The organism is Stenotrophomonas maltophilia (assembly GCF_013464915.1).
Taxonomy (GTDB): domain Bacteria; phylum Pseudomonadota; class Gammaproteobacteria; order Xanthomonadales; family Xanthomonadaceae; genus Stenotrophomonas; species Stenotrophomonas maltophilia_AT.
Genome location: NZ_RAVT01000017.1, coordinates 47373 through 69123 on the forward strand (window position 1 = coordinate 47373; position 21751 = coordinate 69123).

The following is a 21751-nucleotide window of genomic DNA, read 5'->3' on the forward strand; positions in this document are numbered from 1 at the left end:
TGCCGGGCCTTGGCGTCATTGCAGGGGCAGAAACGACTTAATCCCCTCCGTCCCCTTTTTCGTTCAGTTGTTGCCCGGCGCGAACACCAGCGTACGGCGGGTGGTCACCGGCGCGCTGACCGGCTCGAAGCGCCAGCGCTTCACGGCGTTCAGGGCCTCACGGTCGAACACGCGTCCCGGCGTCGCGCGCAGCACGCGAGCGTTCACCACCGAGCCGTCGGTGCCGACGGTGATCTCCACCAGCACTTCGCCCGAGGTTCCCGAGCGCAGGGCTTCGCCCGGATAGCGCGGCGCCGGTGTGCTGACCGGGCGCAGGGTGGGCGCTGCAGGTGCGGCGGCCTGGCGTGCGGCGCTGGCCTGCTGGGCGGCAGCCTGCTGCTGCTTCTGCTCGGCCTCACGACGGGCGGCGGCCTGGCGCTCGGCCTCCTGGCGCTCGTTGTCGCGGCGCGCGGCATCCTGCTGCGCGGCAATCTGCCTGGCGGCGTCGGCTTCCTTGGCGCGCTGCTCGGTCAGGCGCTGCTGCTCGGTCTGCTGCTTGCTGCGGTCCTCGGCGTCCTTCTTGGCCTTCTCGGCTTCGGCTTCGGTGCGCTTGGCCGCGTTCTGCACGCCCTTGGCCAGCCCGTCCTTCAGGCGCGGCAGCGCCGGCGCGGAGGCATCCACCTTCTCGATCAACGCCACCAGGCGCTGTGCTTCGGTGTAGTCCTCGCGGCCCAGGTGCTGCTCGGCAGCGATCAGGGTGTAGGGCAGCAGGTCGGTCAGCGCGCTCTTCACCGAGGCGTCGTCCGGGGTCTTGTCACGCAGGGCAAGGTAGTACTCGATGGCGTTGTCGCCGGCCGGCGCGTACATGCGGTTCTCGCGCAGCGCCTGGCTGGCCGACTCGCGCAGCTGCTCGGTGCCCATCGACTGCACCTTGGCAGCGACCGCCGGTGCGGCGGGTGCAGCAGCGGCAGGCGCCGTGGCGGCAGCGGGCGCTGCGGATTCTTCCTTGCCCGAGCAGGCGGCCAGTGCCAGTGCCAGGGCAACCGGCAGCCACCGGCGCGCGGCGGTGATCGTTGAGACGTGCGACATCCTGCTCCCCTCTAGAAGACGACGTGACGTAAATCATTGATATGCATGGCCGGGACCTGCGGTCCGGGCACGGAACGATGACGTTTCCCGACGCCACCGCCGGCAACGGCGAGGGTGCAATCTAGCATCCCGGCCACCGCCGCGCGCAAGGGGCGGTGGCCGGGACGCGCAGCGGCGGTCATGCCGCCGCCGGCGACGAGATCAGTGTTCGTGCGCCTTGTCGTGCGACTTGCTGTGGCTGTTGGACATCAGCTTGTCGGTCCAGGCGATGCCGATCGCCGACAGGATGAACACGCAGTGGATGATGGTCTGCCACAGCACGCCATCCGGAGTGAAGGTCGAGCAGGTCTGCTCGCCGATGTTGGCTGCGGCCGATGCCATTCGTTCCGGCGGGCACAGCGGGATGCCGTTCAGTGCACCACTGGCGATGAAGGTCTTCAGCAGGTGGATCGAGGAGATGCCGATGATCGCCATCGCCAGCTTCACCTTCAGCACGCTGGCGTTGACGTGGCTCAGCCACTCCGGCTGGTCCGGGTGGCCTTCCAGGCGCAGGCGCGAGACGAAGGTCTCGTAGCCGCCGACGATCACCATCACCAGCAGGTTGGAGATCATCACCACGTCGATCAGGCCCAGCACGATCAGCATGATCTGCTGTTCGCCCATGGTGGCCGAATGCGAGATCAGGTGCCACAGTTCCTTGCCGAACAGGAACACATAGACGCACTGCGCCACGATCAGGCCCAGGTACAGCGGCAGCTGCAGCCAGCGCGAGGCGAAGATCAGCGTGGACAGCGGGGAGAGCGGCGGGCGGTTTGCACTCATGCGGAGGATGCTGCGTTGCGGGGGAGAGGCGAGGTTACCGGCCTGCCGTGACGGTGCCAACCCAACTCACGCACTAGACTTCAGGTTCCTTTCCGCACCCCGAGCCGCCGCCATGATCGACCTGTATTACTGGCCCACCCCGAACGGCCACAAAGTGACCCTGCTGCTGGAAGAAGCCGGACTGGAGTACCGCATCCACCCGGTCAACATCGGCTCGGGCGACCAGTTCAAGCCGGAATTCCTCGCGATCTCGCCGAACAACAAGATGCCGGCCATCGTCGACCATGCCCCGGCCGATGGCGGTGCTCCCCAGAGCGTGTTCGAATCCGGCGCGATCCTGCTGTACCTGGCTGAAAAGACCGGCCGGTTCCTGCCCAGCGACCCGCGCGGCCGCGTCACCACCCTGGAGTGGCTGTTCTGGCAGATGGCCGGCCTGGGCCCGATGAGCGGCCAGATGGGCCACTTCAATGTGTACGCACCGGAGAAGATCCCGTATGCCATCGAGCGCTATGACAACGAAGTGCGCCGCCTGCACGGAGTGATGGACAAGCGCCTGGCCCAGCACGCTTTCCTGGCTGGCGACGAGTACACCATCGCCGACATGGCCAGCTACCCGTGGATCGGCGCCTACGACAAGCTGCCGGTGGATTTCACCGCGTTCCCGAACCTCAAGCGCTGGCATGAAGCCATTGCCGCACGCCCGGCCACCCAGCGTGCCTATGCCCTGCGCCAGCAGGTGAACCCCAACGCCGGCAAGCCGCTCAGCGACGAGGAGCGCAAGCACCTGTTCGGCCAGCGCTGACCCCAGCACCGCGGCATGGGCAGAAGGTCATGCTGCCTTCCCGCACGGGCTTGGTTAGGATGGGGGACAACCGCCCCGCGTCCATTGCCGGGACGGACCTGCCGTTTGCCGGGATCCTCCATGCGCCACCTGTTCGCTTCGCTTGCCCTCATGCTCGCCACCACAACCGCCGCCCACGCTGAAAAGCTGACCCTGGAAGCCATCACCGGCCCGTTGCCGCTGTCCGGCCCGACCCTGATGAAGCCCAAGGTGGCGCCGGACGGTTCGCAGGTCAGCTTCCTGCGCGGCAAGGACAGCGACCGCAACCAGCTGGACCTGTGGACCTACGACATCGGCAGTGGCCAGACCCGGCTGCTGGTCGATTCCAAGGTGGTGCTGCCCGGCACCGAAACCCTCAGCGATGAGGAAAAGGCCCGCCGCGAGCGCCAGCGCATCGCTGCGATGACCGGCATCGTCGATTACCAGTGGTCGCCGGACGCGCAGCGCCTGCTGTTCCCGCTGGGCGGCGAACTGTACCTGTACGACCTCCAGCAGCAGGGCCAGGCCGCGGTGCGCCAGCTGACCCACGGCGAAGGCTTCGCCACCGACGCCAAGCTGTCGCCCAAGGGCGGCTTCGTCAGCTTCATCCGCGGTCGCAACCTGTGGGTGATCGACCTGGCCAGCGGCAAGCAGCTGCAGCTGACCCGGGACGGCAGCACCACCATCGGCAACGGCGTGGCCGAGTTCGTTGCCGACGAGGAAATGGACCGCCACACCGGTTACTGGTGGGCGCCGGATGATTCGGCGATCGCCTTTGCCCGCATCGACGAATCGCCGGTGCCGGTGCAGAAGCGCTACGAGGTCTACGCCGACCGCACCGATGTGATCGAGCAGCGCTACCCGGCCGCCGGCGACGCCAACGTGCGCGTGCAGCTGGGCGTGATCGCACCGGCTGCCGATGCGCAGCCGCGCTGGGTCGATCTTGGCAAGGAACAGGATATCTACCTGGCCCGCGTCGATTGGCGCGATGCGCAGCACCTGAGCTTCCAGCGCCAGTCGCGTGACCAGAAGCAGCTGGACCTGGTGGAAGTTGCACTCGACTCCAACCGCCAGCGCGTGCTCGCCCACGAAACCAGCCCGACCTGGGTGCCGCTGCACAACAGCCTGCGTTTCCTGGATGACGGCAGCGTGCTGTGGTCGTCCGAGCGCACCGGCTTCCAGCACCTGTACCGCATCGACAGCAAGGGCAAGGCCACCGCGCTGACCCACGGCAACTGGCCGGTGGACGAACTGCTGGCGGTCGATGAAAAGGCCGGCAAGGCCTACTTCCGCGCCGGCATCGAAACCTCGCGCGAAAGCCAGATCTACTCGGTGTCGCTGCAGGGTGGTGAGCCGCAGCGCCTGTCCAAGGCACCGGGCATGCACAGTGCCAGCTTCGCCCGCAATGCCAGCGTCTATGTCGACAGCTGGTCCAACAGCAGCACGCCGCCGCAGATCGAACTGTTCCGCGCCAATGGCGAGAAGATCGCCACCCTGCTCGAGAACGATCTGGCCGATCCCAAGCATCCGTACGCGCGTTACCGCGATGCGCAGCGCCCGATCGAGTTCGGCACGCTCACCGCTGCCGACGGCAAGACCCCGCTCAACTACAGCATCATCAAGCCGGCCGGCTTCGATCCGTCCAAGCGCTACCCGGTGGCGGTGTACGTGTATGGCGGCCCGGCCAGCCAGACCGTCACCGACAGCTGGCCCGGCCGTGGTGACCACCTGTTCAACCAGTACCTGGCCCAGCAGGGCTACGTGGTGTTCTCGCTGGACAACCGTGGCACCCCGCGCCGTGGCCGTGACTTTGGTGGCGCGTTGTATGGCAAGCAGGGCACAGTGGAAGTGACCGACCAGCTGCGTGGCGTGACCTGGCTGAAGCAGCAACCGTGGGTGGACCCGGCGCGCATCGGCGTGCAGGGCTGGTCCAACGGTGGCTACATGACCCTGATGCTGCTGGCCAAGGCCTCGAACCAGTACGCCTGTGGCGTGGCCGGTGCGCCGGTCACCGACTGGGGCCTGTACGACAGCCACTACACCGAACGCTACATGGATCTGCCGGCGCGCAATGAAGCGGGTTACCGCGAAGCGCGCGTGCTGACCCATATCGACGGCCTGCGCTCGCCGCTGCTGCTGATCCACGGCATGGCCGACGACAACGTGCTGTTCACCAATTCGACCAGCCTGATGAGCGCGTTGCAGAAGCGTGCACAGCCGTTCGAACTGATGACCTACCCGGGTGCCAAGCACGGCCTGTCCGGCGCCGATGCGCTGCATCGCTACCGTGTGGCCGAAGCCTTCCTGGGACGTTGCCTGAAACCCTGATCCAGCAACGGGAAGGAGCCCGCCGATGACCCTGCCACCGCCGATTCCCGCCCATGACCCGGCATCCGCCGGTTGGTGGTGCCGCCACTGGCGTTGGGCGATGCCGTTGACGGTGGTGCTGGTGCTGGGTGGGGCCGGTGGCGTGGTGACCTGGAGCGTGCTGCGCTGGAGCGAGGCGGCACGCGAGAGCCCGCCGATGCGCGAGGCGTTGCGCCGCGCGGGCTGCAGCATCGAACTGGTGGAAGCCTTCGGCGAGCCGCTGCATATTGAATCGATGCCACTGGGCAGCATGCAGACTGCGATCAACGGCCAGCGTGATGTCGGCCTGACCGTGGCCCTGGAAGGACCGCACGCGCATGGGCGGTTGTTCGTGCAGGGCACCCGTCGCGATGACGTGTGGGACTACCCGGTGATGTACGTGCTGGGCGAGGACAAGCAGACCTTCGACCTGACGGCGCTGGATGACGACGAGGCCGCGCAGGAGTGCGAGCTGCAGGCCTGCCGTGATCGTGGCGAATGCCCGCTGACCGCCGCGTTGTGAGCTCCGAAGGCAGGCGACTGAGGGACGTCGACTGGGTAGAGTCGACTGGGTAGAGTCGACTGTTAGTCGACTGCTCTTCGATCAGATAGCGAAACCCCCGCGCTGCGCGCGATAGTCGACTGCTCTTCGATCAGATAGCGAAACCCCCGCGCTGCGCGCGATAGTCGACTGACAGTCGACTCTACCCCCGCCGGGTTTCCGCGGAGCCCGGCCGCACAACCAGCCCGCCATGACTTCCCGCCGATTGTCGCCATCGCCGTGAGCGCGTAGGGTGCGGGCAACCCTGTCCTGGAGTGCACCATGAAGCCGATTGCATTGGCCGTTGCCCTGGCCCTGAGCGCCGCCCCGTTGCTGTCCGCACCGCCGGCGCTGGCGGCACCCGCTGCCAAGGCCGCGACTCCCGCCAGCCCGGCCTGGGTCGCCCGCAGCAATGCGCTGGCGCAGATCCTGCTCGATGCCCAGGGCCCGTTCCAGCCGGAGGAAACCGGCTTCTTCGGCGTTCCTGGCTATGACGACAAGGTGGCCGACCTCGGCCCGGACAACGGCAAGCGCTACCGCGCTGCCATGGCCAAGGCCCGCGACGAACTGAAGGCGAAGCTGGCCACCGAAAAGGATCCCAACGTCCGCCAGGACCTGGAGATCATGATCCATGCCGCCAACCAGAACATCGAAGGCAGCGAGCTCAACGAGAAGTACCTGCTGCCGTGGAGCGACGCCCCGCAGACGGTGTTCAGCGGCCTCAACCTGCTGCTGTCCGACCAGGTGCCGGCCGAACGCCGGGCCAAGGCGCTCGACCGCCTCAAGGCCTATGCCGGCCTGCAGCCGGGCGGTACCGCCTTCACCACGCTGGCGCGCCAGCGCTACGAGGAACGGCTGAAGGACAGCAGCCTGCTGCAGCCGACGAAGATTGAAGTGCAGCAGTCGCTGGACAACGTCGAGACCTACGTCACCGGCATCGAGTCGCTGCTGAAGAAGTACCAGATCGCCGGCGCCGATGAGGCGATGAAGACCCTGGCCGGGCAGATGAAGGACTACGCCGCCTGGACCCGCAAGGAGGTGCTGCCGAAGGCACGTACCGATGCACGCCTGCCGGCGCCGCTGTATGCCTACCAGCTCAAGCAGGTCGGCATCGACATCGATCCGAAGCTGCTGATGCAGCGTGCGCAGCTGGAGTTCATGGAAACCCGCTCGGCGATGCAGCAGCTGGCACCGCTGGTGGTGAAGGACAAGGGCCTGAAGGTGGCCGACCCGAGCGACCCGGTGGCGGTGATCCGTGCGCTGAAGGCCGACAAGATCGCCGACGACCATCTGGAAGGCCACTACCGCAAGGTGATCGATGCGATCGATCCGCTGATCCGCGAACACGCCATCGTCGACGTGCCCAAGCGCGCCATGCAGATGCGCCTGGGTTCGGCCGCCGAGAGTGCTGCGAGCCCGGCGCCGCACTTCCTGCCGGCGCCGCTGGTGAACAACACCGGGCAGCAGGGCACCTTCGTGCTGCCGCTGGGCAACCCGGCCGCTGGCCCGGGCGCGCAGTACGACGACTTCAACTTCGGTGCGGCAGCGTGGACGCTGAGCGCGCACGAAGGCCGCCCGGGGCACGAGCTGCAGTTCACCGCCATGGTCGAGCGCGGCGTGTCGCTGGCGCGCACCATGTTCGCGTTCAATTCGGTGAACGTGGAAGGCTGGGCGCTGTATGCCGAAGCCGAGATGGTGCCGTACGAGCCGCTGGACGGGCAGATGATCGCCCTGCAGTTCCGCCTGCTGCGCGCGGCGCGCGCGATGCTCGACCCGATGCTCAATCTCGGCCTGACCGACCGTGCCAACGGCGAGCGCGTGCTGATGGAGCAGGTCGGCCTGTCCAAGGCGATGGCCACCCAGGAACTGGACCGCTACATGGTGCGCATGCCGGGCCAGGCCGGCAGCTACTTCTACGGCTACACCCGCATCCTGGAACTGCGCATGCAGACCGAGCTGGCGCTGGGCGCGAAGTTCGACCGCCTGGTGTTCAACAACTTCCTGCTCGACCAGGGCCTGCTGCCGCCGGACCAGCTGGCTGACGCAGTGAACAAGGTGTTCGTGCCGAAGTACAAGCGCTGAGCATCAGCGGGTAGTGCCGGCCGCTGGCCGGCATTCTCTGGGCGTTGGACAGGTTCATGAGATTGCCGGCCAGCGGCCGGCACTACCGGCGGTGACCCGGGACGGTCACCGCTGCGGTTGCGGCGTGATCACCTGTGTCGGCAACCGCGCCGGCGGTGCCGGGTTCGGCACCCAGATCGCGACACCGGCGGCGCGCTTCTGCGTGGTCGGAATCCCGATGCCGACGCCGCCACCGACATGCGAGCCGAACGTGCCGGCGCCTACCGACATGCCTACCGGCGAACCGCTGCTGCCCACGCCCATCAGTACCACGCCATTGGCGCCGAGCGCGGCGGCCTCGCGCTTCAGGCGGGCCACGGCGGCATCGGTCTGGCCCTGGGTGCCGAAGCCGACGGCGGAGGCCGATTCCAGCTGGGCGATTTCCTGGGAGCCGGCCGGTGGCGTCGAATAGATCTGCACCAGCGCCGGATCGATCGGTGCGCGGGCGCGGCCCAGCATCACCTTGGAGGTGCTGGCACAGCCGGCGGCGACCAGCAGGATGGCCGCCAACGCGGCCCAACGGATGTTCATGGCACGACCCCTGTAGGACTGGTTGCGATCATCGGCGGGCCACTCTGAATCGGCGCCAACACCCGGGCCATGGCACGCACGGCAGCACGCTAGCACGGTGCGGGTGACAGCCCCGCCAATGGCAGTAGGCGGCGGCAGCGGGAACGTCTATGGTGGGGCCAGGAACCAACTGCGGGAGAGCGGCATGGGTGTGATCAGTCTGTTGTGGGGCGTATTGGCGCTGTTGTGGATGATCCTCGCGTTGATTCCGCTGCTGGGCTGGGGCAACTGGTTCCTGATCCCGTTCGCCGCGGTCGGCGCGGTGATCGCCGCGCTGGGCATCCTGTTCACCCATCCGAGCAAGCGTGGCCGGGCCTGGGCCGGGCTGGTCCTGAACGGCATCGTGGTGGTGGTCGGCATCCTCCGTCTTGGCCTGGGCGGCGGCGTGGTCTGAGCCCGGTCCCGGGTGCGACAGGGCGTCGCAGGCACACGGCCGATGGCCGGGCGGGGGCGTACAATGAATGGCTGCGCGAGCCCCCCGCGTGCCTGTGAATCCGCGCCCCGCGCGGCTGCCCATGATCATCCGACCCCGTCCCCACGGCTGGCAACTGCTGTACATCCTGCGCGGCTCGATCGTCAAAGCGATCGCGCCGAAGGTGCTGGCCATCCTGATCCTGTCCATCGCCGTGGCCGCGGTGGTGGAACTGGCGCCGCCGACCGGCATCGAACGCGTTTCGGTCACGCCGTTCACCCTGCTTGGCCTGGTGCTGTCGATCTTCCTCAGCTTCCGCAACAGCGCCTGCTACGACCGCTGGTGGGAAGGCCGAAAGCTGTGGGGCCAGCTGGTCTACGAATCGCGTTCGCTGGCGCGCCAGGTCAACCTGCTGCTGGCCGACGACGCGGGCCGTCGTCGTCGCGTTGCCTACCTCACCACTGCGTTCGCCCATGCGTTGGCGGCGCGACTGCGCGGCCGCATCGTCGCCCTGGCGGCACTGCCGTGGCTGGACAAGCGGCAGCGCGAACAGCTGGGCCAGCGCGAGAACGTGCCCGATGCACTGCTGGCGATGATCGCGGCCGAACTGGCGCAGGCGCTGCGTGCCGGCCAGCTCGACCCCATCCTCTATACCCAGCTTGAAGAGCGCCTGCACGCGATGTCGTCGATCCAGGCCGGTTGCGAGCGCATCCTCACCACGCCGTTGCCGTTCGCCTACACCCTGCTGCTGCACCGCTGCGCGTGGATGTTCTGCGTGCTGCTGCCGTTCGGCCTGGCCAGTTCGCTGGGCTGGGGCACGCCGGTGCTGTCGGCGGTGCTGGCCTATGCCTTCTTCGGCCTGGACCAGCTGGGCGAAGAAATGGAAGACCCGTTCGGCCTGGAACCGAACGACCTGCCGCTGGACGCGCTGGTGCGCACGATCGAGATCGACCAGCTCGACGCGCTCGGCGAACGCCCGTTGCCCGAACCCCTGCTGCCGCAGGGCTACCTGTTGCAATAGCCACTCCTCGGAGCCTGCCATGTCCCACCCGCTGTACCGCCCGCGCCGCATGCGCCACGACGAGTTCTCACGCCGCCTGATGCGCGAGAACACGCTGACCACCGACGACCTGATCTACCCGGTGTTCGTGCACGAACAGGCCGGCCGCACCGCGGTGCCGTCGATGCCGGGCGTGGAGCGGCTGTCGATCGAAGAGCTGCTGAAGGTGGCCGAAGAGGCACTGGAACTGGGCATTCCGGTGATCGACCTGTTCCCGGTGATCGACCCGTCGCTGAAGTCGCTGGACGCGTCGGCGGCGTGGTCCGAAGACGGCCTGGCGCAGCGGGCGATCCGTGCACTGAAGTCGCGCTTCCCGGAGCTGGGGGTGATGACCGACGTGGCGCTGGACCCGTACACCACCCATGGCCAGGACGGCATCATCGATGACAAGGGCTATGTGCTGAACGACATCACCGTCGACGCGCTGGTCAAGCAGTCGGTGTCGCATGCCGAGGCCGGCGCGGACATCGTCTCGCCGTCGGACATGATGGACGGCCGCATTGGCGCCATCCGTCGTGCGCTGGATGCCGACAACCACATCAACGTGCGCATCATGGCCTACTCGGCCAAGTACGCCTCGGCGTTCTATGGCCCGTTCCGTGACGCCGTGGGCAGTGCCGCCAGCCTCGGCAAGGCCGACAAGAAGACCTACCAGATGGACCCGGCCAACGGCGACGAGGCCCTGCGCGAGATCGCGCTGGACCTGGAAGAGGGTGCCGACATGGTGATGGTCAAGCCGGGCATGCCCTACCTGGACCTGGTGCGCCGGGTGAAGGAAACCTTCGGCGTGCCGACCTTCGCCTATCAGGTGAGTGGCGAGTACGCGATGATGAAGGCCGCCTTCGCCAACGGCTGGCTGGACGAGCGCGCCTGCGTGCTGGAGTCGCTGCTGGGCTTCAAGCGGGCTGGCGCCGATGGCGTGCTGACCTATTTCGCGCCGCAGGTGGCGCGATGGCTGCGCGAGCGCTGACAATAGCGCCTCGATAGACGGAGGAATGCGCGATGGGACCCGAACTGGGATGGGTGCAATGGTTGATCTGGGGCATCGGTACGCTGGTGTTCGGCGCCATCATCGTCGGTGTCTTCATCGCCGCCTGGCGGGCCGGCAAGCGCCCGCCGGAGCAGCTCTCGGCCGCCCGCCACGTGGCCCGTGAGCAGGCCCTGCCGGACAGCGTGCAGGCCGAGCTGGCCGCGCTGAACCAGCGCAAGGACAACGGCCAGCTGAGCGAGATGGAGTACGAGCAGCAGCGTGCCAAGGTGCTTTCGCGCTGACGGGGCAATGCCCGGGGTCCAATGCCCGGGGTCGGATCCCTTTCCGCAGGAAAGGGCTCTGACCCCTTCGCGGGCACCATCCACGCATGGCGTGGATCTACCGCACGCACCCCGCAACCGCCGCCACCTTCGGCACGGCCAACCGGTACACGTCCACGCCCCCGGCACGCGGTGCCTTGGCCGCGCTGCTGGCCACCATCATCTCGCCCGGCTTGGCGTTGTCGATCACCGGCGCGCCGGTCCAGCCGCCGGTCTGGTTGAACGACAGCCCCAGCGGCTGCAGCGCCACGCCACTCCACGCACAGCCGCTGCTCCACACCTGCGCGGCCTCGCCGCTGCCACGGCTGAACACCACTGCGCCGTCGTTGCCCAGCCAGTCACCGTCGGTCTCGTCGTCGGCGCTGTTCAACGCGCTCAGTGCGCTGGCCGGGCCACGCAGGCCCTGCGCATCCAGCGTCGCCACGAACAGGTCCCAGCCGGCGCCACGGCCCTGCTGGCGGGCAAACAACAGCTGCCTGCCATCCGCGCTCAGGGCCGGCCCGCGCTCTTCCCGGCGACCGCCGTCCCCCGCCAGGGGCTGCGCCTTGCCCACCCGACCATCGGCTTCCACCGCGGCCCGGTACAGCGCCAGCGCGCCTTCGCGGCCGGCGGCGAACAGCAACCAGTGGCCGTCACGGCTGAAGTAGGGATCACGGGCCTCGCCAGCCACGCCCAGCGCCAGGGCCTGCGCCTGCTGCCAGCGGCCCTCGACCAGGCGCGCTTCCCACAGGTCCCAGCCGGCCTCACCACGACGCGCGAACACGATGCGCTGGCCGTCGGCGCTGATCGTGGCGCGGCCCTCGTCGGCGCGGGTCGAGACCACGCCCATGCCTTCGATGCCGTACTCGTTCAACGCCATCGCCACGGGGGCAGAGAGTAGACTGGCGGCAAGCACCAGCAGGGGCGGGGTGATGCGCATCATCCGGGTCCGTGCACGAAAGAGCACCAGTCTAGCCAGCTTGAGGATTCCATGACCGACCGTTACGCCGTCTTCGGACACCCCGTTGCCCACTCGAAGTCGCCGCAGATCCACGCGACGTTCGGTCGCCAGGAAGGCATCGCGGTGGATTACCGCGCGATCGACCTGGCCCCGGATGCGTTCCTGGCCGGCCTGGAGGCGTTCGCCGCCGAGGGCGGCGTCGGCGCCAACGTCACCCTGCCGCACAAGGAAACCGCCTTCTCGGCATGCACCACGCTGACCGCACGCGCGCGCCGCGCCGGGTCGGTCAACACGCTGCTGCGCAAGGGCGACCGCTGGCACGGTGACACCACCGACGGCATCGGCCTGGTGCGTGACCTGACCGATCGCCATGGCCTGGACCTGCGCGGCCGCCGCATGCTGCTGATCGGTGCCGGTGGTTCGGCGCGCAGCGTCGCGCCGGCACTGCTTGATGCCGGCATCACCGAGCTGGTGGTGGTCAACCGCACGCCGGAACGCGCCGATGAACTGATCGATGCGATGGGTGAGCCGGGCCGCGCGATCAGCCGCTATTGGGAAGACCTGCGTGATCTGGGCGACTTCGAGCTGATCGTCAACGCCACCTCGGCTGGCCGCGACCGTGACGTCGAGTTCAAGCTGCCGCTGTCGCTGGTCAACTCGATGACCACCGCCGTCGACCTCAACTACGGCGAGGCGGCGATCGCCTTCCTGGCCTGGGCGCGTGCAGCGGAGTGCCGCAACACCGTCGATGGCCTGGGCATGCTGGTCGAGCAGGCGGCCGAGAGTTTCCTGCAGTGGCACGGTGTGCGCCCGCAGACCGACGAGGTCTACCAGTCGCTGCGCCAGGGCTCGGCCGTGCTGGCCGGCGAGGACTGATCGATGGACAGCACAACCCTGCTGGTCACGGTGCTGACCATGGTGGGCGTGCGCCTGCCCGTGCTGATCGCATTGTGCGTGGGCCTGGTCTGGGTGGTCGGCGCACCGCGCGATGCCACCCGCACCGGTGCCCTGGTCGGCCTGCTGCTGTTGCTGTTGGCCAGCCTCGGCGGCATGGCGGCGGGCATCCTGCCGATGTGGATGGTCCGCAGCGGTGATTTCAGCGCCGTGTCGAGCCTGAGCGCCATCCTCGGCGTGCTGCATTTCGCGCTGGCGATGGTCGAGGCCATCGGTGTGGTGCTGGTGGTGTGGGCGCTGGTGCGCCTGCTGCGATTGCGCGGCAACGCAGCGCACTGACGCGCAGGTGACGGCCTCGGGCCGTCACCTGTCCTGTCCGGTGTGTTCATCCAGCCACCGGGCGTCGCCGCTGCCCCGTTCAGGCAGCCGGCGGCGGCGGAGGTGGCCGGCCATGCGACAATGCCCGGCCTGATCCAGCCACGGTAATTCCCGGCGTGACCGAAACCGTCGCCGCTCCGCGCATGCTCGATGACGCCTTGAAGGACGCGATCCGCAAGGCGTACACGACGCTGCAGGCCAATACCCCCGGCTTCTCCACCCGCCGCTCGCAGAGCCAGATGATCGGCGTGGTGTCGCGCGCGCTGTCGAAAAGTGGTGGCGTGGGCGTGGTCGAGGCGCCCACCGGCGTCGGCAAGAGCCTGGGCTACCTCACCGCGGGCGTGCCGATCGCGCTGGCCAGCAGGAAGAAGCTGGTGATCAGCACCGGCACCGTGGCGCTGCAGTCGCAGCTGGTCGAGCGCGATATCCCGAATTTCCTCAAGGCCACCGGCCTGGAAGCGACCGTGGCGCTGGCCAAGGGCCGTACCCGCTACCTGTGCACGCGCAACGCCGCCGAAGCGCAGGGCGAGGGCTCGCAGGGCGGCATGTTCGAGGACGACGCGCCGCTGTTCGACCGGCCGCTGGCGCCGATCGAGATGGACATCGCCAAGCGCCTGACCGACGCCTTCACCGGCGGCAGCTGGGATGGCGACATCGACAACGCGCCGGAGACCATCAGCCCCGGCCTGCGCAGCCGCATCACCACGCCGGCTTCGGGCTGCGCCGGGCGCCGTTGTGCCTATTCGGCGCAGTGCGCGGTGCTGCGTTCGCGCAATACGGTGCGCGACGCACAGATCGTGGTCACCAACCACGCGCTGCTGCTGTCGGCACTGTCGATCGGTGACAGCGACAACGGGCAGCCATTGATCGCGCCGCCGTCGGACATGCTGCTGGTGCTGGACGAAGGCCACCATATCGGCAACGTGGCGATCGACCAGGGCGCGGCCAGCCTCGCGCTGGACGAGATGGCCAAGCGCACCGGTCGTCTGCAGATCCTGATCGCCGGTGCCTACCGCGCGGTCGACAAGGACCGCCTTGGCAACCTGTTGCCGAACGAGGCGATCGAGGTGGCCAGCAACGTGGCCAAGCAGCTGCGCGCGTTCCGCGACCACATCGAACGGGTGTGGATGCCGGCGCCGGCCGACGAGGAACCGATGTGGCGCGCGGCCAACGGGCGGCTGCCCGAGGCCTGGCGCGAGCCGATCGAAGCACTGGCCGACGATACCCGCAGCCTCTACAACTGGGCGCATGCCGCCACCGCGCAGGTGGCCAAGGGCAAGCCGGACGATGCCGCGCGCGAGCGCCTGCAGCGCAACCTGGGCATGGCGCTGGAGATGATCGAGCAGCAGTACAACCTGTGGCAGGCCTGGCGTCGCGAAGACAAGGACGGTGCGCCGCCGATGGCGCGCTGGGTCACCGCCACCCGCGACGGCGACCTGGTGCTGCACGGCTCGCCGGTATCGGCCGCGCACGTGCTGCGCAAGCTGCTGTGGGATGAAGTGGATTCGGTGGTGATGACCTCGGCGACGCTGACCGGCGGCGGTGACTTCCAGTCGCTGGCGATCGACAACGGCATTCCCGAAGAGGCCGAGATGGTCTCGCTGTCGTCGCCGTTCGACCTGCCCAACCAGGCCGAGCTGATCGTGCCGAAGTTCCCGGTTACCCCGGACGACCGCGAAGGCCACCCGCGCGAAGTGGCGCGCTACCTGGACACCGAACTGGACTGGGCCAAGGGCTCGATGGTGCTGTTCACCTCGCGCTGGAAGATGGAGAAGGTGGCCGGCCTGATGTCGGCCGCGCGCCGCAAGCAGGTACTGGTACAGGGCGAGATGTCCAAGACCCGGCTGATCGACGAGCACCTGCGCCGTGTCGCGGCGGGCGAGGGCTCGGTGCTGTTCGGGCTGAACTCGTTCGGCGAAGGCCTCGACCTGCCGGGCGAAGCCTGCACCACGGTGGTGATCACCCAGGTGCCGTTCGCGGTGCCGACCGATCCGCAGACCGCCACCCTCAGCGAATGGTTCGAGGGGCGCGGGCTGAATGCCTTCAATCTGATCGCCATTCCGCACGCGCTGCGCACGCTGACCCAGTTCGCCGGCCGCCTGATCCGCACCTCCACCGACACCGGCCGCGTGGTCATCCTCGATTCGCGGCTGCTGACCCGCCGCTACGGCAAGCGCATCATCGACGCGCTGCCGCCGTTCAAGCGCGTGATCGGCTGAGGCGCACGGGTAGCGCCGGACCATGCCGGCGGATACTAGGCTTCCGGGCAGGATCGGGAGGCCAACGCGTAGGGTTGGTACATGCAGCGGATCAGTGAATCCACGATCTGCAGTCGCGGTGGCCATGCCGATCGCCGAGCATCGCCCTGCTCACGTGCGCTGCCTGCGGGCAGCGGGAGTTTCGCCAGCCGCGCACGTGCCCGTTTCAGTGCCGGCAGATCATCATCGAGGAAGGCGATGGTGGCATCGACATAGTGATTCCATCCCTCCGGATCGGCACCGTGGGGCGTGTAGGTCAAGCGCATCAGGGCAATGGCAGGATCGCGCTGTCCCGCATCGGCGCGCATCGTTGCCTCATGCCACGCCAGCCCGCTATGCCCGGCCGCCTTCGCCTGCTGGCGATAGGCAGCGAACAACTGGGCGATTTCCAGCTGGCAGCCTGCACGCTCGGCCAGCGCGTCCCAGCCTTGTCCTGGGCCATGGTCAAACGCCTCCGGCGACATCGCCAGCAGCTCGGCGCGATCGTCGAACCGGCAGTCGTCGGCCAGCGCGGGTGTAGAGGCAACGGTGAGCGCCAACAGCATGGGCACGCGAGCGAAGTTCATGGCTGTTTCCTGGAGGCCGCGCACACTCTAGCGCCGCAACGGCAGCCATCGCCCTTCGCTGGCGCTGCGCCACAGCCATTCGACCGGCCCGAAACGATGGCCGCGCAGCCACCATGCACTCGCCCACAGCTGTAGCGGGAACACTACTGCAGCCACCAGCAGCACCGGCCACAATCCATGCCGCGGGCCGATGCCCAGTCCGAAGCCGGCAAACAGTGGTACGCAGATCGCGCTTTGCAGCAGGTAGTTGCTCAGCGCCATGCGCCCGGCCGGAACGAACACGCGCAGCGCACGTTCGGCCCACGGGCGCAGATAGAGCAGGGCGAAGGTCGCTGCCGCAGCGATGCCCAATGCCAGCGGCGCAACGCGGTACGACACGCGCAGCAGGTAGCCGGGCACGCCCCCACGCAGCACCGGCCATGCCTGCTTCAGTGCATCGGCATTGGCATCGATCCACAGGAACGCTGCCGTCAGCAGCAGGCCGCCCAGAGCGATCGAACGCAGCAGCGGCAGGTTTGCCTGCGGCCGCTGCAGCAGGCCGCGACGGCCTGCCCAGTAGCCCAGCAGGAAGCGACCGAGCACGAAGAACAACAACGCCCAGTTGCTCAGCTTCAGCCACGCCGCCAGCTGCAGGTTGTGCCACCACGCCTGCGCCAGGCGTCCGTGCTCCAGCGCATCGAGCGCTATGGCGTTCATCTGCGCGCGCGGAGTCAGCAGGGCCACCCATTCGCGTATCCACGGCGACAGCAGCGGAGGCAGCAACAAGGCAATGAACAGGCCGCTGAACAGCAGGGTGCGATCACCGAGGTGGCGGAACAACGGCAGCAGTAGGCCGACCACGGCATACACCAGCAGGATGTCACCCCACCAGAGCAGCACCGAATGCAGCAAACCGATCACCAGCAGCACGGCCATCCGCCGCAGGTGCGCGGACATGCGGCCGGGAACGTTGCCGTCCATCTGCATCGCCACGCCCATGCCGAACAGCAGCGAGAACAGGGTGATCGCCTTCATGTCCACCAGCCATTCCATGCCGGTGCGGATGGCATGGTCGAGCGAGGCACTGGGCAGCGCCTGCTGGGCGGCCTCGGTCATCAGCGCATCGAGCGAGAAGAAGCGCAGGTTGACCAGGAACACGCCGAGCAGCGCGAACCCACGCAGGGCATCGATGAGAGGTAGGCGCGGTGGGCGTTGGGTCATGCCGCGCAGCGTAGCGGATCGGTAGTGCCGGCCGCTGGCCGGCAACCTCATTGATGTGCAGACGCATTGTGCAGACGCCGGCCAGCGGCCGGCACTACCGCACGGGGGTCAATCGCCCAGCAGGGCGGTGTTGCGTACGGCGCCCTTGTCGGCGCTGGTGGCGAGCAGGGCGTAGGCTTTCAATGCACTGGTGACCTTGCGTGGGCGCGGCGCGTGCGGCTTCCAGCCATGCGCATCGGCGTCGGCGCGGCGCTGGGCCAGGGTGGCGTCATCCAGCAGCAGATCGATGCGGCGGGTAGGGATGTCGATGCGGATGCGATCGCCATCTTCCACCAGGCCGATGACACCGCCACTGGCGGCTTCCGGCGAGACGTGGCCGATCGACAGGCCCGACGTACCGCCGGAGAAGCGGCCGTCGGTCAGCAGTGCGCACTGCTTGCCCAGCCCCTTCGACTTCAGGTAGCTGGTCGGGTACAGCATCTCCTGCATGCCCGGGCCACCCTTCGGGCCCTCGTAGCGGATCACCACCACCTCGCCCGGCTGCACTTCGTCGGCGAGGATGCCGGCGACGGCGGCATCCTGGCTTTCATAGACGCGCGCGGGGCCTTCGAACACGTGGATCGACTCGTCCACGCCTGCGGTCTTCACCACGCAGCCATCGATGGCCAGATTGCCGCGCAACACGGCGAGGCCGCCTTCCAGCGAGTACGCATGCTGCAGCGAACGGATGCAGCCTTCGGCGCGGTCGATGTCCAGCGTCGGCCAGCGCGTGGCCTGGCTGAAGGCTTCCTGGGTGGGGATGCCGGCCGGACCGGCCTTGAAAAAGGTATGCAGGGTGTCGTTGTCACTGCGCACCACGTCCCAGCGTTCCAGCGCGTCGGCCAGGCTGGCGCTGTGCACGGTCGGCACACCGGTATCGAGCAGCCCCGCGCGGTCCAGTTCACCGAGGATGCCGAACACACCGCCGGCGCGGTGCACGTCCTCGATATGGTACTTCGGCGTGTTGGGCGCCACCTTGCATAGCTGCGGCACGCGCCGCGACAGCGCATCGATGTGGGTCAGGTCGAAGTCGACCTCGGCTTCCTGCGCCGCGGCCAGCAGATGCAGGATGGTGTTGGTGGAACCGCCCATGGCGATATCCAGGGTCATCGCATTGGCGAACGCGGCCTGGGTGGCGATGCCGCGCGGCAGCGCGCTCGGGTCTTCGCCGCCATACCAGCGATGGCAGAGTTCGACGATCAGGCGGCCGGCGCGGCGGAACAGCGCTTCGCGGTCGGCATGGGTAGCCAGCGTGGTGCCGTTGCCGGGCAGCGACAGGCCCAGTGCTTCGGTCAGGCAGTTCATCGAGTTGGCGGTGAACATGCCCGAGCAGGAGCCGCAGGTGGGGCACGCGCTGCGCTCGAACGCGGCCACCTTCTCGTCGGAGGCACTGTCATCGGCGGCCACCACCATTGCATCGACCAGGTCCAGCTTGTGCTCGGACAGCTTGGTCTTGCCGGCCTCCATCGGGCCGCCGGAAACGAACACCACCGGGATGTTCAGGCGCAGCGCGGCCATCAGCATGCCGGGGGTGATCTTGTCGCAGTTGCTGATGCACACCAGTGCGTCGGCGCAGTGTGCGTTGACCATGTATTCCACGGCGTCGGCGATGATCTCGCGGCTGGGCAGCGAATACAGCATGCCGTCGTGGCCCATCGCGATGCCGTCGTCCACGGCGATGGTGTTGAATTCCTTGGCGACGCCGCCGACCTGCTCGATCTCGCGCGCGACCAGCTGGCCGAGATCCTTCAGGTGCACGTGGCCGGGCACGAACTGGGTGAAGGAGTTGGCGATGGCGATGATCGGCTTGTGGAAGTCGCCGTCCTTCATGCCGGTGGCACGCCACAGGGCGCGGGCGCCGGCCATGTTGCGGCCGGCGGTGGAGGTGCGGGAACGGTATTCGGGCATGGCTGGCGGAACGGGCGGGCCGTACGACGTGGGGGTCAGCCGATCATGGACAATTTTTTCGGTTGCTGCTGCAACCACCGGGGAGAGAGCGGCAGGGCTGCACCCTGCACCCGGGGTAGTGCCGGCCGCTGGCCGGCAACCTCAACAGCAACAGCTGGGCTATCCATGGGATGGCGGGGTGGGTCCGGCTGCGGGGGACGGCGCAAGTACGTCCATGTAGCCTCGGTCGCGCCATCCATGGCGCTCACGCCCCCGCAACCGGACCCACCCCGCCTTCGACAGTTTCCTGCGATCTGACGGGGTCGGATCCCGTTGCTGCGCGACGGGCTCTGAACCCCGATTCCTGATTGGAACGACGAAAATGAAAGTCCGTTCATCTTTCGGACTTTGCCGATTCCGGTTGTTGGCCAGGATTTGGCATCATTGGGGCATTGATCCGTCGACAGGGCATGAGGCCATGAAACGTTCCCGCACCACCGCGCTGCTGCTGATGAGCGCTGCGCCGCTGCTGTTCACCGCCTGCCAGAAGGAGCCGGAGGTGAAGGTGCAGGAAGGCCTGTACACCTCGGTCGAGGCCTGCACCGAGGCCACCGGCGATCCGTCGTCGTGCCGCAATGCCTTCGCCGAAGCGCAGAAGCAGGCCGCCGATGCGGCGCCGAAGTACGCCAGCAAGGAAGCCTGCGAGAAGGACTACAAGCCGGAACAGTGCGTGCAGCAGCACACCTCGGCCGGTACCTCGTTCATCGGCCCGATGATGATGGGCTTCTTCATGTCGCAGATGCTGAGCAACCGCGGTGGCCTGGCTCCGCAGGCGCCGGCGGCATCGCCGGCCTACCAGGACAAGAGCGCCGGCTGGGCGCGTCCGGCACCGGGTGGCAGCGGCGGCCTGAACACCGCCAGCGGCATCGGCGCCGGCAAGGCCGGCCTGGCCCCGGTCACCAGCGAACCGAACCGTGCGGTCACTGCCAGCCGTGGTGGTTTCGGCAACACCAGCGCGCGCCGCAGTACCAGCGGCAGTTACGGCGGCTGATCGACCCATGCAGCGCATCCGGATTGCCGAGCGTGCCCAGTGGCGGGCACGCGCGGAAGAGGCGGGTTTCCGCTTCCACACCATCGACGGCCAGCCGTACTGGGATGAAAGCGCGTACTACGCGTTCACCCTGCGTCAGATCGAACAGGACATCGAAGACCCCAGCGCCGAGCTGCACCAGATGGCGCTGGACCTGGTCGGCGATGTCATCGCCAGCGAACGGTTGATGGACCAGCTGGCGATTCCGTCGCACTACCGCGACTGGATCGCCGACAGCTGGCGCCAGCGCCAGCCGCACCTCTATGGCCGCCTCGACCTGGCCTACGACGGCACCGGCCCGGCCAAGCTGTACGAACTGAACTATGACACGCCGACCTCGCTGTTCGAGGCCAGCTTCTTCCAGTGGCAGTGGCTGGAAGACCAGCGCAATGCCGGGCGCCTGCCGCAGCATGCCGACCAGTTCAACGCCATCCATGAGGCGCTGGTCGAGCGTTTCGGCGAACTGGCCACGCAGCTGCCGCCGCCGCTGTATTTCAGTGCCGTGGGCAGTTCCGAGGAGGACCGTGGCACCGTCGACTACCTGCGCGACTGCGCTTCGCAGGCCGGCCTGCATGGCCAGGCCATCGCCGTCGAGGATATCGGCCTGTCCGAGGACGGCCGCTTCACCGCGCTGGATGATTCGGTGATCGGTACGTTGTTCAAGCTGTACCCGCTGGAAGACCTGATGGCCGAGGAATTCGGTCGCGCGCTGCCCGGTTCCGGCGTGCAGCTGCTGGAGCCGGCGTGGAAGGCGGTGCTGAGCAACAAGGGCATCCTGCCGCTGCTGTGGCAGCGCAACGTGGGCCATCCCAACCTGTTGGAAGCGCACTTCGATGACGGCAGCACGCTGGCCTCGGGCTGGGTGCGCAAGCCGCTGTTCTCGCGCGAAGGTGCGAACATCGAGATGCACCTGGCCGACGGCAGCACGCAGCGCAGCGACGGGCCCTACGATGGCCCGGCGATCATCCAGCGCGCCCATCCGCTCACCCGCTTCGAAGGCGGCTATCCGCTGATCGGCAGCTGGGTGATCGGCGACCACGCCTGCGGCATCGGCATCCGCGAGGACGACAGCGCGATCACCCGCGACAGCGCGCGTTTCGTGCCGCACGCGATCGTCGATGAGGCGCCGACGCGGATCTACGTCTGATGGCGGTGCGGCGCGAGGGTGGCCCGCGGCCCGCATCGCCGCCCCTGCGCCATCGCGATGATGGCCATGCCCTGTTTCGCTATGCCGACCGCGTAGCGGTTCGCTGCCATCGCTGCGATACGCCTGGCTGGGTTACAGGCCCATCTGATTCACGGCGCTTCCGTTGCCTGGGGTGCAGCGAAGCACTGGACGGCGGTTGCGGCTGCAGCCGCTGTGGCCCCGGTGACTGGGTCGGGCCAGTGCGCTGTAGCGGCTGCCGTCCATGTGGTTATTGCGGTCAC

General features: G+C 68.0%; 20 protein-coding genes. 13 read left to right on the forward strand and 7 right to left on the reverse strand.

The annotated features are described in order from the left end of the window. Positions 1-63 precede the first annotated feature (63 nt). On the reverse strand, positions 64-1068 hold the full coding sequence (locus D7T59_RS06190) for an energy transducer TonB (RefSeq protein ID WP_164138924.1): 1005 nt from the start codon (positions 1066-1068) through the stop codon (positions 64-66). A gap of 201 nt (positions 1069-1269) precedes the next feature. Continuing rightward, on the reverse strand, positions 1270-1890 hold the full coding sequence (locus D7T59_RS06195; protein WP_110714074.1) for a TIGR00645 family protein: 621 nt from the start codon (positions 1888-1890) through the stop codon (positions 1270-1272). A gap of 112 nt (positions 1891-2002) precedes the next feature. Here D7T59_RS06195 and D7T59_RS06200 point away from each other — a divergent pair, with 112 nt between their 5' ends. From D7T59_RS06200 to D7T59_RS06215, 4 genes are all read left to right on the forward strand, one after another. Beyond that, the gene (locus tag D7T59_RS06200; protein ID WP_106550671.1) at positions 2003-2692 is read left to right on the forward strand and encodes a glutathione binding-like protein; all 690 of its coding nucleotides are present in this window, start codon (positions 2003-2005) and stop codon (positions 2690-2692) included. Between the two features lie 120 nt (positions 2693-2812). Next, positions 2813-5038 carry a S9 family peptidase gene (locus D7T59_RS06205; RefSeq protein ID WP_180852787.1) on the forward strand — a complete coding sequence of 742 codons (2226 nt, stop codon included), beginning with the start codon at positions 2813-2815 and terminating at the stop codon, positions 5036-5038. Positions 5039-5063: 25 nt separating this feature from the next. Then, on the forward strand, positions 5064-5579 hold the full coding sequence (locus D7T59_RS06210) for a cytochrome c oxidase assembly factor Coa1 family protein (protein WP_180852786.1): 516 nt from the start codon (positions 5064-5066) through the stop codon (positions 5577-5579). 300 nt (positions 5580-5879) lie between these two features. Then, entirely contained in the window at positions 5880-7679 is a 1800-nt protein-coding gene (locus D7T59_RS06215; RefSeq protein WP_180852785.1) for a DUF885 domain-containing protein, read from the forward strand. Positions 7680-7784: 105 nt separating this feature from the next. On the opposite strand, the gene D7T59_RS06220 is transcribed toward D7T59_RS06215, so the two are convergent. Further along, on the reverse strand, positions 7785-8249 hold the full coding sequence (locus D7T59_RS06220; protein ID WP_014038879.1) for a hypothetical protein: 465 nt from the start codon (positions 8247-8249) through the stop codon (positions 7785-7787). A 184-nt stretch (positions 8250-8433) separates the two neighbouring features. Here D7T59_RS06220 and D7T59_RS06225 point away from each other — a divergent pair, with 184 nt between their 5' ends. The 4 genes from D7T59_RS06225 to D7T59_RS06240 all read left to right on the forward strand — a co-directional run bounded on the left by D7T59_RS06225 (position 8434) and on the right by D7T59_RS06240 (position 11032). Further along, positions 8434-8682 carry a hypothetical protein gene (locus D7T59_RS06225; RefSeq protein WP_005411548.1) on the forward strand — a complete coding sequence of 83 codons (249 nt, stop codon included), beginning with the start codon at positions 8434-8436 and terminating at the stop codon, positions 8680-8682. A 121-nt stretch (positions 8683-8803) separates the two neighbouring features. After that, a complete protein-coding gene (locus D7T59_RS06230) occupies positions 8804-9721 on the forward strand; it encodes a bestrophin family protein (RefSeq protein ID WP_049428569.1) in 918 nt (305 codons plus the stop codon). 19 nt (positions 9722-9740) lie between these two features. Then, positions 9741-10730: a porphobilinogen synthase gene (gene hemB / locus D7T59_RS06235; RefSeq protein WP_164138614.1), complete on the forward strand. Its 990-nt coding sequence runs from the start codon at positions 9741-9743 to the stop codon at positions 10728-10730. 32 nt (positions 10731-10762) lie between these two features. After that, positions 10763-11032: a hypothetical protein gene (locus D7T59_RS06240; RefSeq protein WP_075675897.1), complete on the forward strand. Its 270-nt coding sequence runs from the start codon at positions 10763-10765 to the stop codon at positions 11030-11032. 97 nt (positions 11033-11129) lie between these two features. Here the strand turns inward: D7T59_RS06240 and D7T59_RS06245 are convergent, their stop codons facing one another. Beyond that, positions 11130-11993 carry a TolB-like translocation protein gene (locus D7T59_RS06245; RefSeq protein WP_180852784.1) on the reverse strand — a complete coding sequence of 288 codons (864 nt, stop codon included), beginning with the start codon at positions 11991-11993 and terminating at the stop codon, positions 11130-11132. Between the two features lie 48 nt (positions 11994-12041). Here D7T59_RS06245 and aroE point away from each other — a divergent pair, with 48 nt between their 5' ends. The 3 genes from aroE (at position 12042) to dinG (ending at position 15502) form a co-directional block, all read left to right on the forward strand. Beyond that, the gene (gene aroE, locus D7T59_RS06250; protein WP_164138619.1) at positions 12042-12887 is read left to right on the forward strand and encodes a shikimate dehydrogenase; all 846 of its coding nucleotides are present in this window, start codon (positions 12042-12044) and stop codon (positions 12885-12887) included. A gap of 3 nt (positions 12888-12890) precedes the next feature. Then, positions 12891-13244 (forward strand): hypothetical protein, encoded by a 354-nt coding sequence (locus tag D7T59_RS06255; RefSeq protein WP_180852783.1) that lies wholly within the window; start codon positions 12891-12893, stop codon positions 13242-13244. A gap of 182 nt (positions 13245-13426) precedes the next feature. Continuing rightward, positions 13427-15502, forward strand: coding sequence for an ATP-dependent DNA helicase DinG (dinG, locus tag D7T59_RS06260; RefSeq protein WP_180852801.1), 2076 nt, complete (start codon positions 13427-13429; stop codon positions 15500-15502). A 35-nt stretch (positions 15503-15537) separates the two neighbouring features. On the opposite strand, the gene D7T59_RS06265 is transcribed toward dinG, so the two are convergent. The 3 genes from D7T59_RS06265 to ilvD form a co-directional block, all read right to left on the reverse strand. Continuing rightward, positions 15538-16107, reverse strand: coding sequence for a hypothetical protein (locus D7T59_RS06265; protein ID WP_164138625.1), 570 nt, complete (start codon positions 16105-16107; stop codon positions 15538-15540). 27 nt (positions 16108-16134) lie between these two features. Then, positions 16135-17307, reverse strand: coding sequence for a DUF418 domain-containing protein (locus tag D7T59_RS06270; protein WP_180852782.1), 1173 nt, complete (start codon positions 17305-17307; stop codon positions 16135-16137). 108 nt (positions 17308-17415) lie between these two features. Further along, complete coding sequence (gene ilvD / locus D7T59_RS06275; RefSeq protein ID WP_180852781.1) at positions 17416-19254, reverse strand: dihydroxy-acid dehydratase; 1839 nt, start codon at positions 19252-19254, stop codon at positions 17416-17418. A gap of 457 nt (positions 19255-19711) precedes the next feature. Between ilvD and D7T59_RS06280 the strand changes: the two genes are divergently transcribed. Together D7T59_RS06280 and D7T59_RS06285 are read left to right on the forward strand one after the other, a co-directional pair. Then, positions 19712-20284, forward strand: a complete 573-nt coding sequence (locus tag D7T59_RS06280) for a DUF1190 domain-containing protein (protein ID WP_014038869.1) — start codon at positions 19712-19714, stop codon at positions 20282-20284. A gap of 7 nt (positions 20285-20291) precedes the next feature. Next, a complete protein-coding gene (locus D7T59_RS06285; RefSeq protein WP_099551704.1) occupies positions 20292-21470 on the forward strand; it encodes a glutathionylspermidine synthase family protein in 1179 nt (392 codons plus the stop codon). Positions 21471-21751: the final 281 nt, after the last annotated feature.